Raw genomic sequence first — 14,603 nt, forward strand, 5'->3', positions numbered from 1 at the left:
CCGGCCAGTCGGCCAGATCGTCGTCCAGGGCATCTCCGCGCGGAGGGTGCTACTGGACACTCGTTCGTTATGCTCACGTGGTCCAAGTGCGCGCGATTCGAGCGTCGGCTGCGTGCAACCCCGATTTAAGGCGGCTCGATGAGTGCGGTTCTGGGTGTGTCGGTGGGGTCCAGTGCCGTGCGGATGGCGCGTCCCGACGTCGCCTCCCGTCGCGGACCGGGTGGGGTCGAGGCGTTCCAGCGGCAGGTCATCGCGACGGTGCCGCACCGCGCCGAGGAGACGGCCGCCCAGTCCATCGGGGTGCTGCTCGCGCAGGGCGGCGAGACCGTCGGCGCCACCGGGGTCGCGTACGCCACGCAGCGCCAGGCCGACGCGCTGCAGCAGGCCATGGCGCGTCAGCGCCTGCACAACTACCACTTGATCCCCGCGAGCACAGCCGCGATCGTCCGGCTGGAGGCCACCGGGGAGATCTACGACTACCGGACGCTGGTCCTCTACGACCTGGGCAGCTCCGGCCTGACCGTCAGCGTGGTGGACCGGGCGTCCGGGGAGGTGCTGGCCACCGAGCGCAGCACCGAGATCGCGGGCGACTACTTCGACTGGCTGATCAGCGAACACCAGGCGGGCGCGCAGGGCATCGTCTCGCCGGTGGGCGCCGACGAGGCGACCGCGTTCAACGATCGGTGCCGCTTCGCGAAGGAGCAGCTCTCGGCCAGCGAGGCGATCGCCGTGCCGAGCGAGGCCGGGTTGATCCTGCTCTCCCGGGAGACCTTCGAATCGATGATCGTGGTGCCCGTCGAGGGCTCGGCGCGGTTCGCCCGCGGGGTGATCGCGGCGTCCGGCCGCTATCCCGATGCGGTGGTCCTGCTCGGCGGCGGCGCGCACATCCCGCTCGTGCAGTCCATCCTGCGCACCTGGCTCAACCTTCCGACGGTGGTGCCCGCCGAACCGGAGATGGTGACGGCCCAGGGCGCGGCCATGCTGGCGACACCGGTCTCGGTGCCGGAGCCCCAGCGGATCGGCACCGATGCCCCGAGCCCGCGCCGGACCCGCGGCGCGTCCAAGCGTCAGCTCGCGATCGCGGGGGCTGCGGCCGCCGGTCTGGTCGTCGTCGCCGGTATCGGCCTGTCCATGGGGCGCGACGGTGCCAACACCACCCAGGGCGAGGGCCGCGCCACGGCCGTGACCGAGGACCGTGAGACGCCGTCCACGACGTCGGCGCCCCCGACCACCACCACGACGACACCGCCGCCGTCGACGCCCTCGCGTGCCCCTGCGTCGCCGCCCGCCGCAGAGTCGTCATCGGCGAACCCGGCGCCGCCGGTTCCTGGCCCGCCGCCGCGGCGCTACCTGAACCTGCCGGACCCCATCCAGATCGAGGTGCCGCCGGGCGTCGAGCTGCCGCCGGGAATGGTCCGCTGACGCCGGACGCCGAGCAGGCCGCGAGGCGGCGCCCCGGCCGGGGCGTCAGCGCGCGTGTCTTCCCCCCGACCGCCCCGTGACCGCGCCGCCCGACCGCGGCGGGCGGGCCAGCATCACCGCGATCGCCGTGGTGAGCGGGACGGACAGGGCCAAGGCGATGCCACCGACCGAGGAGCGCACGATCTCGATCGCGACCGCGTCACCGAGCAGCACGTCGTTGATCGAACGGCCGGCGACGCTGAAGAGCAGCAGCAGCGGCAGCGCGCCGCCGGCGTAGGCCAGCACCAGGGTGTAAACGGTGCTGGCGATGTGGTCACGGCCCACGCGCATCGCGGAGCCGAAGATCTGGCGGCGGGTGGCCTCGCGCTCGATGCCCGCGAGCTCGAACGCCGTCGAGGCCTGGGTGATGGTGACGTCGTTGAGCACACCAAGCGAGCCGATGATGAACCCGGCGAAGAGCAGGCCGGTGATGCTCACGTGCTCGATGTAGGTCTGCACGTTCGTGTTCTGTTCCTCGGACAGCCCCGTCAGGTGCGTCATCTCGATCGTGACCCACGACAGCAGCGCGGCCAGCAGCATCGACGCCAGCGTGCCGAGCAGCGCCGAACTGGTCCGCAGGCTCACCCCGTGCGCCAGGTACAGCACCGCGTAGAGGATGGCGGCGCCGCCGACGAGGGCGACCGGGATCGCGGGCTGGCCGTCGAGCAGGGCGGGCAGCATGAACCCGACGAGCACGCCGAAGGCGACGAGGAGCCCGAGCAGGGCGCGCACGCCCCGCCAGCGGGCGACCGCGGCGATGACGATCACGAACGCCGCGACGATCAGCAGCAGTGGCAGCCCGCGGGCGAAGTCCTCGAAGGAGTACATGGTGGCGCCGGACGGATCGGTCTGGCGTACGAGCCGGATGCTGTCCCCGACACGCAGATCCGGCTGCCCGGGGCCGGGCCCGATCTCCAGCAGCGTCGTAGTGCCCTCGTTCGGGCCGGATTCGATGTCGATGAGGCTGCGCTGGCAGTGGTAGGAGTCGTTCGGCGGAGGCTGCGGCGTACCCGTGAAGGGCCTACCGGCGGAGGCGCTTCCGCACGGCCCGATGTCCTGCAGCGTGACGGTGCCCGCCTCGGTGACCACGGCGCCACCGCCGGAGGTCTGGAAGGGCAGCGGGATGTCGATGCTGCGGCTGCTCGGCCAGAGGATGACCGCGCCGGCCAGCACCGCGATGCCGATCGCGACGAGCAGTCCGACGACCACGCGGGCCGCGACCGGGCCGACCGGGATCGGCCCGCTGTGGCCGTGGCCGTGTCCATGTCCGTGGCCGTTTCGCAGCTCTGTCACGTTGGCCTGCTCGCCCGGGTGGTGGCCGCGCGGCCCTGTCGACGCATCCGGCCAGGGTACCGACCTCGGGTGGCCGGAAGGGTCGCCCGCTCCCGCGCCCTTGAGCGCCGCCTGGAACGGCTCGGCCTCCGACGGCGATGTACCCGGTGACCGCTGACGCCGACGATGGGGGACCGCACTGTGGACGTGGCCACGCGAACCGGGGTGCGCTCGGTGGCCCTGGTCCTTTTGACTCTGGTCGTGTCCACCGCGTGTGGGGCGCCGGACGTGGATCACTCTGTCGGCGGGGCGCACGAGGTGCGGTGTCAACAGTTCGAGTCGTTCTCGGGGCGGCTCCTCGTGGGCGATTCGCCGTCGCTGCCGACCGTGCCCGACGTGGCGCCCCTGCCCAGCTTGTTGCCAGTGGAACCCGGAGTGCCCCCGTTGCCCGCCCCGGTCGTACCGACTCTGGATTCGATCGAGATCGAGCAGACCGCCGCCGCGGACACCATCGTTTTCGGCCTCGGCGGCGACGGCCCGATGGGGTGGACCGCCCGATTCGTGCAGTTGCCGCTCCTGCACGGCACGGATGACCCCGTATCGATCTCGGGCGCGTGCGTTCTGCAGATCGACCTGACCGGCGTGGACTCGAACATCGACGCGTTGCGGCGCGAGGTCCCGATGCGGTTGTCGCCCGAAGGCGAGGGATCCTCCGTGCTCGAGGTACTGAGCTACCCGCGCAGCACCGAGTTGATGCAGTCCTTCGTGGGAACGCTGAGCGGTACGCCGACGGTCACGATCGAGGCGTCGATCGACCGCTCCGCCATCACGGTCTCGATTTCGTCCTGAGAACGTTGCCTCTGTGTGGCTTTTTTGTGGCTTCGTATGTTTCAATTGTGCCGCGCACACGATGCGGAACACGCCGAAACCAGCGCCGGGGGGCGCATGCTCGGTGGGGGGAGACCCGGGTGCGCGAGTGGTCAGCGCCGACTTCGGGGAAGTTTTGCAGCGGTGGCGGGGAACAGGGGGGTGTGTCCCCGCCACCGACCCGATTGCCCACAGGGGGGGGAGGGGCAATCGGGCTTGCTGGACACACAAGGTGTCTGGTGTGAATGTACATGGCCCGGATCTGACTGTCATCGTGGGGGGTAGTCGGCCGTCCAGTTAGCCTCCGGGGTGACGTTGCGAGGCCGTTCGAAGCGGAAACCTCGCCGCACCGACACCCGAGAGAGGAGCGCGGTCCCGGGGCCACCCATGGTGAGCGCGGGTTCTGCCACCTGATGGAGACACGACCGATTCCGCACCCACCGCGCCGCATCCCCCTCCTGGGCGACATCCTCGGGATGGACCGTGATGCGCCCAGTCAGGGCACGCTGCGGCAACACCGACGGCTCGGGCCGATCTATCAGCGCGTCATCGTCGGCACCACGCTCACGTTCGTGACCGGTGCGGAGCTGGTGGAGGAGATCAACGACGAGAAGCGGTTCCGCAAGCACGTCGGCCGGCCGCTGGCGAAGCTGCGGACCCTCGTCTCCGACGGTCTGTTCACCGCCTTCCACCACGAGCCGAGCTGGTCGAAGGCGCACAACATCCTGATGCCGGGATTCACCCGTGATGCGATGCGCGGTTACCACCAGACGATGCTGGAGACCACCCGCGAGCTGATCACCCGCTGGGACGAGCACGCCACCGCGGAGTTCGTCGACGTACCCGCGGAGATGAGCAAGCTGACGCTCGAGATGATCGGCCGCGCCGGGTTCGGGTACAGCTTCGACTCGTTTGGCCGCGCGCACGGCGATCAGGAGGACCCGTTCGTCGGGGCCATGTTGCGGGCGCTGCGGCACGCGGAGCAGACCGCGATCCCGATCCCGTTCCGGGGGCTGTTCGCGGGCAAGGCGGAGCGGCAGAATGACGCCGACATCGCGTACGTGGCGAGCGTCGTCGACGAGGTGATCGCCGAGCGTCGGGCGAACGGGAGCGGAGCGACGGGGGACGTCGGCGAGACCCGCCGCCCCGACCTGCTGGATCTGATGCTGGACTCGGCCGACCCCGAGACGGGCGAGCGGCTCGACGAGGTGAACATCCGCAATCAGGTGCTGACCTTCCTTGTCGCGGGGCACGAGACCTCGGCCAATGCCTTGGCGTTCGCGCTGCACTTCCTGGCGCAGAATCCGGAGATCGCGGCCAGGGCGCGGGCCGAGGTGGAGTCGCTGTGGCCCGGCGCCGATCAGCCGGAGGTCTCCTTCGAGCAGGTCGCGAAGCTGCGCTACGTGCGGCGGGTGGTGGACGAGACGATGCGGCTGTGGCCGACCGCCCCTGGCTACTTCCGAGAGGCCGTCGCCGACACCACGATCGGCGGTGATGGCGATGGTGGGGGCTACGGGTTCGCGGAGAACGATTGGGCCTTCGTGCTGGTGCTCGGCCTGCACCGCGATCCGGTCTGGGGTCCCGACGTCGAGAGCTTCGACCCCGACCGGTTCCTGCCGGAGAACGTGCGTGCCCGCCCCGGGCACGTCTACAAGCCCTTCGGCACGGGGCTGCGGGCGTGCATCGGCCGCCAGTTCGCGCTGCACGAGATGGTGCTGGCGCTGGCGCTGCTCGTGCACCGCTACGACCTCGAGCCGGAACCCGGCTACGAGCTCACGGTCAAGGAGCAGCTCACCCTCAAGCCGGACGGGTTCCGGCTGCGGGTGCGCCGCCGGGTCAGTCCGTGAGCCGCGCCAGCCGTCGGCGGAACCTCGACTCGAGTTCGGCGTCCGCGTCGATCGGCCGGCCTGCCAGCCAGCGGCGGTAGAGCCTTTCCTCGGCGTCGGCCTGGTCGTCGCCGATCGGTTCGTCGAGGTGCTGCCCGAAGGCGAACTCGATCAGGGCGGGCACCGGGACCCCCGGGCCGCCGTTGCGCTCGAGCATGTCGGTGACGTACACGCCGGTGATCCGGGAGATGGCCGCATTGAGGGCGTCGGTGGCCTCGTCGAACTCGTCCTCGGTGACCTCGGACCACCGGCCCCGGAACGAATTGAGTGTGGCGTGCGGGGCCAGCAGGTCGGCGATCATCTCGACGGACACCGCGACGGAGTCGGGCCCGAACTCGGTGGCGCCGCGGGGTCTGCCCGGGACGCGGCCGGGCTCGGCCTCGAGTGGGTGGGGGACGCCGCCGAGCAGGGTGCGGGCGGCGCTGCCCGCGGCCCAGTTCAGACCGGTGTCGAGGCGTCGGAGGGTGCGCTGGCTGGGCTCGGGGCCGGTGCCGTTCTCGGCCCGCGTCTGGGCCGCGTCGGACGGGCCACCCACTGCCCGGACCTCGTCCTGGGTCAGGTTCAGGGCGCGGCGGCGTTCGGAGACGAATCTGCCGAAGCGCGCTCTGCTCTCGGAGACCATGAGGTCACCCTATGTTGTCTGGGTCACCCAACCAACATCGAGACCATGGATTTGTCGCTTGTTTGTGGCTTTTGACGGGCCGATTCAGAAGCTCTCGCGGTGCACGGCCTCGGAGAGCGGCCTACCGTCCCGCCAGCCGAACCGCACCAGGTCGGGGGTCTCCTGGAACTCCGACACCGGGCCGACACACAGCCAGGCGATGGGCCGCACCGGGGACGGGATCCCGACCAGCTCGGTGAGGTAGTCCTCCTCGTAGAACGAGACCCAGCCGACGCCGATGCCCTCGGCAACCGCGGCCAGCCAGATGTTCTGGATCGCGAGCACCGCGGAGAACACGCCGGTGTCCTCGACGGTGTGCCTGCCGAGCACGTTGGCGCCGCCGCGGCCGGCGTCGTAGGTCACCACCACGCCGGTGCCGGACTCCTGGATGCCCTCGATCTTGATCGGGTCGAAGGTGGCGCGGCGCTCCGGCGGCAGCGAGTCGGCGAAGTTCCGCCTGCAGCCCGCGACGTGCTCGGCGAAGGTGTCGAGCGTCTCGGGTTTCTGCACGACGACGAAGTCCCATGGCTGGGTGTTGCCGACGCTGGGCGCGCAGTGTCCGGCCTGCAGGATCCGGGTCAGCTGCTCCTCGGAGACCCGCTCACCCGTGAACTCGGCGCGCACGTCGCGGCGCATCCGGATGGCGTCGTAGACCGAGAGCGGCTCGCCGGTCATGCGATCTGTCCTGCTGGGAAATTCCGAGGTGCGCACACCCCACTGACGGTAGCCGATCGGACGCCTTGGCCGCCGTGGCGCACCCTCGACGAGGACGCACACACGGTGACGAGTTCGCACACGTTCTGGGCGTACAAACGGTGTGCGATCTCGTCAACGTGTGTGCGACGCCGGTAACGCTTCGCCTGCTCCGGTCGGTAGACCGAGTGTGAACAGGATTCGAGTTGCCTTGACACTGTTGCTCGTCGGCGTGCTGTCGCTCCTCGGTTCGGGAGTTGCGGCGGCGAACCCTCCGGGGCCGGACCCGTTGGCGGGGGTACCGGAATCGCTGCGACCGATCGCCGGTGCCGTCATCGTGTTCCTCGGCAACGTCTGGAACGCCTTCGCCGACGTGGCGAACTTCATCATGTTCGGTTCGAGCTGACGCCCGCGCCGAAGCGCTCCCGCTACTGGCTGTAGCCCGCGAGGAAGTTGCCGAACCGCTCGATCGCGACGGCCAGGTCGCGGGCCCACGGCAGGGTCACGATCCGCAGGTGGTCGTGGTTGGGCCAGTTGAACCCGGTGCCCTGGACGACCAGGATCTTCTCCTGCAGCAGCAGGTCAAGGACCAGCTTGGCGTCGTCGCGGATCTCGTAGACGTTGGGGTCGAGCCGGGGGAAGGCGTACAGCGCGCCCTTCGGCCGCACGCAGGTGACGCCGGGGATCATGTTCAGCCGCTCCCAGGCGACGTCGCGCTGCTCGAGCAGTCGGCCGCCGGGCAGGATCAGTTCCTCGATGCTCTGGTGCCCGCCGAGCGCCACCTGGATGGCGTGCTGCGCGGGCACGTTCGGGCACAGCCGCATCGAGGCGAGCAGGTCGATGCCCTCCAGGAAGCTCGCCGCGTGGTCCTTCGGGCCGGTGATGGCCAGCCAGCCCGAGCGGTACCCGGCCACCCGGTAGGCCTTGGACAGGCCGTTGAAGGTCAGGCAGAGCAGGTCAGGTGCGAGGGTCGCCAGCGAGATGTGCTTGGCGTCGTCGTAGAGGATCTTGTCGTAGATCTCGTCGGCGAGGAGCAGTAGCTGGTGCTTGCGGGCCAGCGCGACGATCTGGCTCAGCACCTCGGCCGTGTAGACGGCACCGGTCGGGTTGTTCGGGTTGATCACCACGATCGCCTTGGTGCGCGGGGTGATCTTCGATTCGATATCGGCGATGTCCGGGTTCCAGCCGTCGGACTCGTCGCACAGGTAGTGCACCGGGGTGCCGCCCGCGAGGCTGGTCGTCGCGGTCCAGAGCGGGTAGTCGGGCGCCGGGATCAGCACCTCGTCGCCGTTGTCGAGCAGCGCCTGCATCGTCATCGTGATCAGCTCGGACACGCCGTTGCCGAGGTAGACGTCGTCGACGTCGAGGTCGGGGAAGCCCGGTACCAGCTCGTAGCGGGTGACGATGGCGCGGCGGGCGGACAGGATGCCCTTGGAGTCGGAGTAGCCCTGCGCGGTGGGAAGCGCGGCGATCATGTCGCGCATGATCACGTCGGGCGCCTCGAACCCGAAGGGCGCCGGGTTGCCGATGTTCAGCTTGAGGATGCGGTGGCCCTCGGCCTCGAGCCGGGCGGCGTGCGCGTGTACCGGTCCACGGATCTCGTACAGCACGTTCTGCAGCTTCGCGGACTGGTTGAGCACGCGCGGCTGGATGTGGGTGTGGTGGGAGGGCTCCGAGACGGTCACCGGTCCATGGTGCCACCCCGGTTCAAGCGGATTTCTCCCGCTACCCCGCATGTGGTTCAGGTAACGGGCTGATCGGACGCGGTCCGCACCACCAAATCGTTGTTCGGCGGCACCGGGGAAGAGGACCCTGAAAGGCGGAACGAACTCCGCACGGAGGTGGCATTCCCATGAACGCACCGAGCTTTCCCCGGCCCGCGCCCGTCGACATCGCGCACCACTCACACCTGACGGGGATCTTCGAGCCGCAGCGGGAGGAGGTGGACGTCCGCAGCCTCGAGATCGTCGGCGAGCTGCCCTCGGACCTGAACGGCGCGTACCTGCGCAACGGACCCAACCCGCGGTTCGACCCGATCGGCCGCTACGTCTACCCGCTCGACGGCGACGGCATGGTGCACCGGATCGAGCTGGCGGACGGTGCCGCCCGGTACACCAACCGGTTCGTCCGGACGCCGATGGTGGTGGCGGAGGAGAAGGTCGGCCACGCGATCTGGGCAGGCGTGACCGACCTGTACACGCCGAGCGAGGCCGAGGTCGGGCCCGCGCTGGCCGGGACGCCGCGCGAGCTGCCGGACATCAACGTGGTCCGGCACGGCGGTCGGCTGATGGCGATGGCCGAAAGCACCAGGCCCTACCTGCTCGACCCGGCCGACCTGCGCACCCTCGGGCCGGAGAGCTGCGACGGCGCGATGGCGGTCGGCAGCACCGCGCATCCCAAGATCGACCCGACGACAGGGGAGCTGGTGCTGTTCAACTACCTGCTCGACCCGCCCTACCTGACCTGGTCCGTGGTCGCGGCCGACGGTTCGCTCGCTCGCCGGCCCGCGCCGGTCGCGGGGATGGACACGGCGTTGATGATCCACGACATGGCCCTGACCGGGCGTTACATCGTGCTGTTGGTGTGCCCGTTGGCTTTTGACATGGCCGGCCTGCTCACCGGCGGGTCGGTACTGGACTGGCGGCCGGACGACGGCACCAGGGTGGCCCTGATCCCGCGCGACGGCGGTCCGGTCCGGTGGGCGAGCTGCGAGGCGTTCTGGGTGTGGCATTTCGCGAACGGGTTCGACCTGCCCGACGGGCGGGTGAGCGTCGACTATGCGCAATGGTCGTACCCCGGCGGGTTCGCGGACGCCGATCACCCGAACGTCGGCACGCTGACGCGCGCGGTCATCGATCCGGAGACCGGCGCGGTGCAGCGAACGGCCCTGTCGGACAGGGACGTCGAATTCCCCCGCATCGACGACCGCAGCCTCACCAGGGGCCACGGCACCGTCGCGACCGTCGGCAAGCTCGCCGGCCGCGACGGCCCGATGGATTCGCTGTGGTTCTTCGGCCCGTCGGGATCCGAGGCGCACTGGGATCCGGGCAGCCTCACGGTGGGCGAACCGGTCTTCATGCCAGGCGCGGAACACGACTACTGGGGGATGATCGGCACCGACCGCGCCGACATGTCGTCGTGGTTCTGTGTGCTCCCCGCGGAGGACCCCGGATCGGGCCCGCTCGGCAGGGCGCGATTGCCGCTCCGGGTGCCCGCCGGGCTGCACGGGGCGTGGTTGCCCGCGTGACGCGGCGCGCGCGCCGAGCCCGCGTTGTCGGCGACTCGGCCTAAGTTGGACCGCATGCCACAGCGCGCACCCTACGGTTCCTGGCTCTCGCCCATCACCGCCGCGGACCTCGCCTCCAGCGGGCACCCGGTCGACGCCGGCCACTTTGTCGGCGAGGAGATCTGGTGGTCCGAGCTGCGTCCCAGCGAGGGCGGGCGGACCTCGATCCGGCGCGCGGGCAGGCGCGGGGAGCCCGAGGATGTGCTGCCGCCGCCGTGGAACGCCCGCACCCGGGTGCACGAGTACGGCGGCGGCGGGTGGACGGTCACCCACGACGGTCGGCTGGTGTTCACGGAGTTCAGCGACCAACGCGTGTACGCGCTCCGTCCGGGCGAGCACCCGATCCCGCTCACGCCGCCGCCCGCGGTCCGGGCGGGGCTGCGGTACGGCGAGCTGAGCGTCGTCGGCGACGAGGTGTGGTGCGTGCGCGAGACCCATTCGGCCGACGGCGAGGTGCGTCGCGACATCTGCGCCATCCCGCTCGACGGCTCCGGCGGCGGCGATCCCGCACGGCTGCGGTCGGTGGTGTCGGGTTCGCACTTCCTGGCCTATCCGCGGCTCTCGCCCGACGGCAGGCGGCTCGCCTGGATCGCCTGGGACCACCCGCAGATGCCATGGGACGGTACCGAACTGCGGGTCGCCGAGCTCGACGAGAACGGTGTCTGCGGCCAGGGCCGGGTGCTGCTCGGCGGGACCGAGGAGTCGGTCCTGCAGCCGCAGTGGTTCGACGACGGCTCCCTCTACGCGATCAGCGACCGCAGCGGCTGGTGGAATCTGTACCGGGTGGACCTCGGTGCTCAGCCGCCCCAACCCGTGTGCCCGCTGGACGCGGACTTCGGCGCGCCCCTCTGGCATCTCGGTGTCCGCTGGTACGCCGAGCTGGCGGACGGTCGCCTGCTCACCACCCGCACCGTCGGCACGGACACGCTGGCACTGGTCGACCCATCCGACGGCTCGATCGAGGACCTCGACCTCGGCGACCTCACCTCCCTCGGCATCACGGACGTGCGCGGCGATCGGGTGTTGCTGCGCAGCGGGGGCGCGCAGACGCCGGGCGGGCTGCGGCTGCTGGACCTGGGCACGGGTGCGGTCACCGATGTCCGGCTCGGCGTCGACGATCTGCCCGACGTCGCGTATCTGCCGACCGCGCAACCGATCACGGTCACCGGGCCACAGGGGCGTGAGGTGCACGCGTACACCTATGCGCCGCGCAACCCGGACTACACGGGGGTGGACGGGGAGCTGCCGCCGTACGTTGCGTTCGTGCACGGCGGCCCGACGGCGCACGTCGCGCCCGCGCTGAGCATGGTGTTCGCGTATTTCACCAGCCGCGGGATCGGCGTGATCGACGTGAACTACGGCGGGTCGAGCGGATACGGCCGCGAGTACCGCAACCGGCTGCGTGGGCAGTGGGGGATCGTGGACGTCGAGGACACCATCGCCGCCGTCCGCGGGTTGGCCGACGTCGGGTTGGCCGATCCGCGGCGGCTCGCGATCGAGGGTGGCTCGGCGGGCGGCTGGACGGTGCTGGCGGCGCTGACGACCTCCGACGTGTTCGCCTGCGGTGCCTCGTATTACGGCGTCGCCGAGCTGGAGCTGTTCGTCCAGGAGACGCATGACTTCGAATCCAGGTACATCGACGGCCTGATCGGTCCGCTGCCGGAGAGCAAGGAGCTCTACGCGCGGCGGGCGCCGGTGAACAACGTCGACGGGCTGTCGTGCCCGGTTCTCCTGCTGCAGGGCCTCTCGGATCCGATCGTGCCGCCGTCGCAGGCGGAGCGGTTCCGGGATGCGATGGTCCGCAAGGGGATACCGCACGCGTACCTGGCGTACGAGGGGGAGGCGCACGGCTTCCGAAAGGTGGAGACCATCGTCAGCTCGCGCGAGGCGGAGCTGTCGTTCTACGGCCAGGTGCTCGGCTTCGAGACGCCCGGGATCCCGCGGCTCGAGCTCTGGCGCCCGTAGCCGCCGTCGCCGCTTCCTCCTGCTCGCACACCCTGTGGCAAGGTCGCACGGGTTTTCCGGCGTCAGGGGGAGTGCGATCTCGGGAGAGGGTGTGCGGCGGAGAGGGGAGGTCACGGCTTCGGCGTGCGCACCACCCGGCCGCGGGGCGGCGGCGACAGGCGGGCGCGCTCGACCGCGTCGAGGATGCGGCCGGCCACCACGCGCGGCGTCGCCAGGTCCTGCCAGGTCCACCGCACCACCTGCCAGCCCGCGGCGCGGAGGGCGTCCTCGCGCTGCTTCTCCGCCCACAGCACATCCGCGGGCGTCTGGCCCTCCGGCACCAGGCGGCCGTACTTGACCTGGCCGTCGAATTCGCCGACGACTCCGAGCTCCTCGAACAGGAAGTCCACCCGGCCGAGGTGGGCGCCGTCCTGGGCGTACAGGTTCGGCTGACAGTCCGGGACGGGGAGTTGCTCCCGGACCATCAGCACTCTGCTGCGTGACTCGCCGACGCTCTCCGATCGACCGTCGAGCAGGTCCACGACGCGGTGGGCCCTGCGGCGGCCCGAGCGCTCGGGCAGGCCACCGACGGCCTCGCCGAGTTCGGCGGCGGTGAGCGCGGTCGTACGCAGCGCGTGATCACCCGCGACGACGGCCTCCTCGAAGGGGAGCGAACGCGCCAGGTCGAGGACGGTGCGGGCGAGCGCGGTCACGCGCAGTCCGTTGATCTCGGTTGTCTCGTGGTCGGCGAGCTCTGCCACGTGCACGTGCCGGAGCCCGGTTCTGCGCCCGCCGCCCGTGCGGTTACGAGTCAGGTGGACTCGACGCAGGGGCGTGTTCCACATCTCGAGGCCGTGTACCGCCGCGGCGGACTGGTGGCTCAGCACGGCATTGGGCGACGCGGCACGCAGCGCTGCCTCCGCCCGCAGCCGGTGAACCGCGACGGGATCGAGCGTGTCCAGGTCGCGGCGGGGTGCATACGTTCCCGGCCGCAGCCGCTCCCAGACCCCGGTGCGGCACTGGCGCTGCAGTTCGTGGTCGGTGGCGCCGCGTTGCAGTGCCTCTTGGCGTCGGATGATGTGTGCCCCCATGCGATGAAGGCTGCACCTCGCTTCGGGGGTGCGGCGCTCGGAGCACTGGGTGAACCAGCAGCCTGTGCACGGGTCGGGGGTTGTGCACAGGCGGCCGGTGTCGCGTCGGGCGCACACCGGTTGCCAAGGTCGCACAGGGTTTGGGCGCCCAACGGGGGTGCGACCTTGCCAAAAGGTGTGCGGCAAAACAGAACGCGCCCCCACCGAGAGTCGGTGGGGGCGCGTTGCTGGGTGTTGCTACTTCTTGCGGCCCGGGGCCTTGGCGCCGGCCTTGAACCCGAGTCCGCCTGCCTTCGGCTGGGGCAGCGGAGCGGCCTCAGCGGCGGGTGCACCATTGGCCTCAGGTGCGCCCTTAGCGGAGGGAGCCTCGTCGGCAGGTGCACTCTCGACGGCCGGTGCGGCCTCGACAGGTGCACTCTCGGCGGCGGGGGCAGTCGGGGCCGGAGCCGCAGGCGCGGCGGCCGGGGCGGCCTTGCGTGCACCCGGGGCCTTGGCGCCCGCCTTGAATCCGAGCCCGCCCGCCTTCGGCTGCGGCGGCGCGGCCGGAGCCTGGGCGGCGGGGGCCGGTGCCTCCGCCGCGGGAGTCTCGGCAACCGGAGCCTCGGCAGCCGGAGCCTCGGCGGCAGGTGCCGGTGCGGCGGCGGCCGGAGCGGCAGCCTTGGCACCGGGAGCCTTGGCCCCACCCTTCATCTGCAGACCCTTACCGGGCGCCTTGGCGCCGGACGCGAGGCCCAGACCCTTCGGCTTGGCGGCGGGAGCAGCGGCCTCGGCAGCAGGAGCCTCGGCAGCGGCCGGAGCGGCCTCGGCGGCGGGAGCGGCAGCTGCGGCGGGAGCGGCAGCTGCGGGCTTGGCGCCCGGAGCCTTGGCCCCACCCTTCATGCCCAGACCCTTGCCCGGTGCCTTCGCGCCACCCTTGAGGCCGAGGCCCTTCGGAGCGGCGGCCGGAGCCGCAGCGGCCTCGGCGGCAGGAGCAGCCTCGGCGGCGGGAGCGGCGGCGGGCTTGGCGCCCGGAGCCTTCGCGCCAGGGGCCTTGGCGAGGCCCTTCATACCCAGACCCTTGACCGGGGGCTTGGCGGCGGCCGGAGCGGCCTCGGCGGCGGGAGCGGCGGCGGGCTTGGCGCCCGGAGCCTTCGCGCCCGGGGCCTTGGCGAGGCCCTTCATGCCCAGTCCCTTGACCGCGGGCTTCGCGGCGGCGGGAGCAGCAGCGGCTGCCTCGGCAACCGGAGCTGCCTCGGCGGCGGGGGCGGCCTCGGCGACGGGTGCCGGTGCCTTCTCGCGGGGTTCGACCTTGATGTTCGCGGTCAGTTCCGCGGGCTCGAGGCGGGTGATGGATTCGAGCATCATCTGCGCGACGTCGACGACCTCGACGCCTTCGCCCTGGCCCGATTCCTGGCGTGCGGTGACGCCGTCGGTGAGCATGACGCGGCAGAAGGGGCAGCCGG

General features: G+C 71.2%; 11 protein-coding genes and 1 pseudogene. 6 read left to right on the forward strand and 6 right to left on the reverse strand.

Features of this window, described 5'->3' with window-relative positions; all coding sequences use genetic code 11:
* Positions 1-138 precede the first annotated feature (138 nt).
* Complete coding sequence (locus FCG67_RS19005) at positions 139-1,422, forward strand: DUF7159 family protein (RefSeq protein WP_136911244.1); 1,284 nt, start codon at positions 139-141, stop codon at positions 1,420-1,422.
* Between the two features lie 45 nt (positions 1,423-1,467).
* Here FCG67_RS19005 and FCG67_RS19010 read toward each other — a convergent pair whose 3' ends face one another.
* Complete coding sequence (locus tag FCG67_RS19010; RefSeq protein ID WP_425467860.1) at positions 1,468-2,745, reverse strand: YibE/F family protein; 1,278 nt, start codon at positions 2,743-2,745, stop codon at positions 1,468-1,470.
* Positions 2,746-2,940: 195 nt separating this feature from the next.
* On the opposite strand from FCG67_RS19010, the gene FCG67_RS19015 reads away from it, so the two are divergent.
* Complete coding sequence (locus tag FCG67_RS19015; protein WP_246045159.1) at positions 2,941-3,582, forward strand: AMIN-like domain-containing (lipo)protein; 642 nt, start codon at positions 2,941-2,943, stop codon at positions 3,580-3,582.
* Positions 3,583-4,013: 431 nt separating this feature from the next.
* Entirely contained in the window at positions 4,014-5,447 is a 1,434-nt protein-coding gene (locus tag FCG67_RS19020) for a cytochrome P450 (RefSeq protein ID WP_136911247.1), read from the forward strand.
* Here FCG67_RS19020 and FCG67_RS19025 read toward each other — a convergent pair.
* Positions 5,437-6,108, reverse strand: a complete 672-nt coding sequence (locus tag FCG67_RS19025) for a helix-turn-helix domain-containing protein (RefSeq protein ID WP_136911248.1) — start codon at positions 6,106-6,108, stop codon at positions 5,437-5,439. The genes FCG67_RS19020 and FCG67_RS19025 overlap by 11 nt on opposite strands.
* An 84-nt stretch (positions 6,109-6,192) precedes the next feature.
* On the reverse strand, positions 6,193-6,822 hold the full coding sequence (bluB, locus tag FCG67_RS19030; protein ID WP_136911249.1) for a 5,6-dimethylbenzimidazole synthase: 630 nt from the start codon (positions 6,820-6,822) through the stop codon (positions 6,193-6,195).
* Positions 6,823-7,051: 229 nt separating this feature from the next.
* On the opposite strand from bluB, the gene FCG67_RS19035 reads away from it, so the two are divergent.
* On the forward strand, positions 7,052-7,246 hold the full coding sequence (locus FCG67_RS19035; RefSeq protein WP_136911250.1) for a hypothetical protein: 195 nt from the start codon (positions 7,052-7,054) through the stop codon (positions 7,244-7,246).
* Positions 7,247-7,268: 22 nt separating this feature from the next.
* Here FCG67_RS19035 and FCG67_RS19040 read toward each other — a convergent pair whose 3' ends face one another.
* Positions 7,269-8,576, reverse strand: a complete 1,308-nt coding sequence (locus FCG67_RS19040; RefSeq protein WP_425467858.1) for a pyridoxal phosphate-dependent aminotransferase — start codon at positions 8,574-8,576, stop codon at positions 7,269-7,271.
* A 116-nt stretch (positions 8,577-8,692) separates the two neighbouring features.
* Between FCG67_RS19040 and FCG67_RS19045 the strand changes: the two genes are divergently transcribed.
* Together FCG67_RS19045 and FCG67_RS19050 are read left to right on the forward strand one after the other, a co-directional pair.
* The gene (locus FCG67_RS19045) at positions 8,693-10,087 is read left to right on the forward strand and encodes a carotenoid oxygenase family protein (protein ID WP_136911252.1); all 1,395 of its coding nucleotides are present in this window, start codon (positions 8,693-8,695) and stop codon (positions 10,085-10,087) included.
* A 54-nt stretch (positions 10,088-10,141) separates the two neighbouring features.
* Positions 10,142-12,091 carry a prolyl oligopeptidase family serine peptidase gene (locus tag FCG67_RS19050; protein WP_136911253.1) on the forward strand — a complete coding sequence of 650 codons (1,950 nt, stop codon included), beginning with the start codon at positions 10,142-10,144 and terminating at the stop codon, positions 12,089-12,091.
* Between the two features lie 110 nt (positions 12,092-12,201).
* On the opposite strand, the gene FCG67_RS19055 is transcribed toward FCG67_RS19050, so the two are convergent.
* Together FCG67_RS19055 and FCG67_RS19060 are read right to left on the reverse strand one after the other, a co-directional pair.
* A complete protein-coding gene (locus tag FCG67_RS19055) occupies positions 12,202-13,161 on the reverse strand; it encodes a hypothetical protein (RefSeq protein ID WP_136911254.1) in 960 nt (319 codons plus the stop codon).
* 237 nt (positions 13,162-13,398) lie between these two features.
* Positions 13,399-14,603: pseudogene (locus tag FCG67_RS19060) on the reverse strand (Fe-S oxidoreductase); the annotation flags it as partial.

The organism is Rhodococcus oryzae (assembly GCF_005049235.1).
GTDB lineage: Bacteria > Actinomycetota > Actinomycetes > Mycobacteriales > Mycobacteriaceae > Rhodococcus_G > Rhodococcus_G oryzae.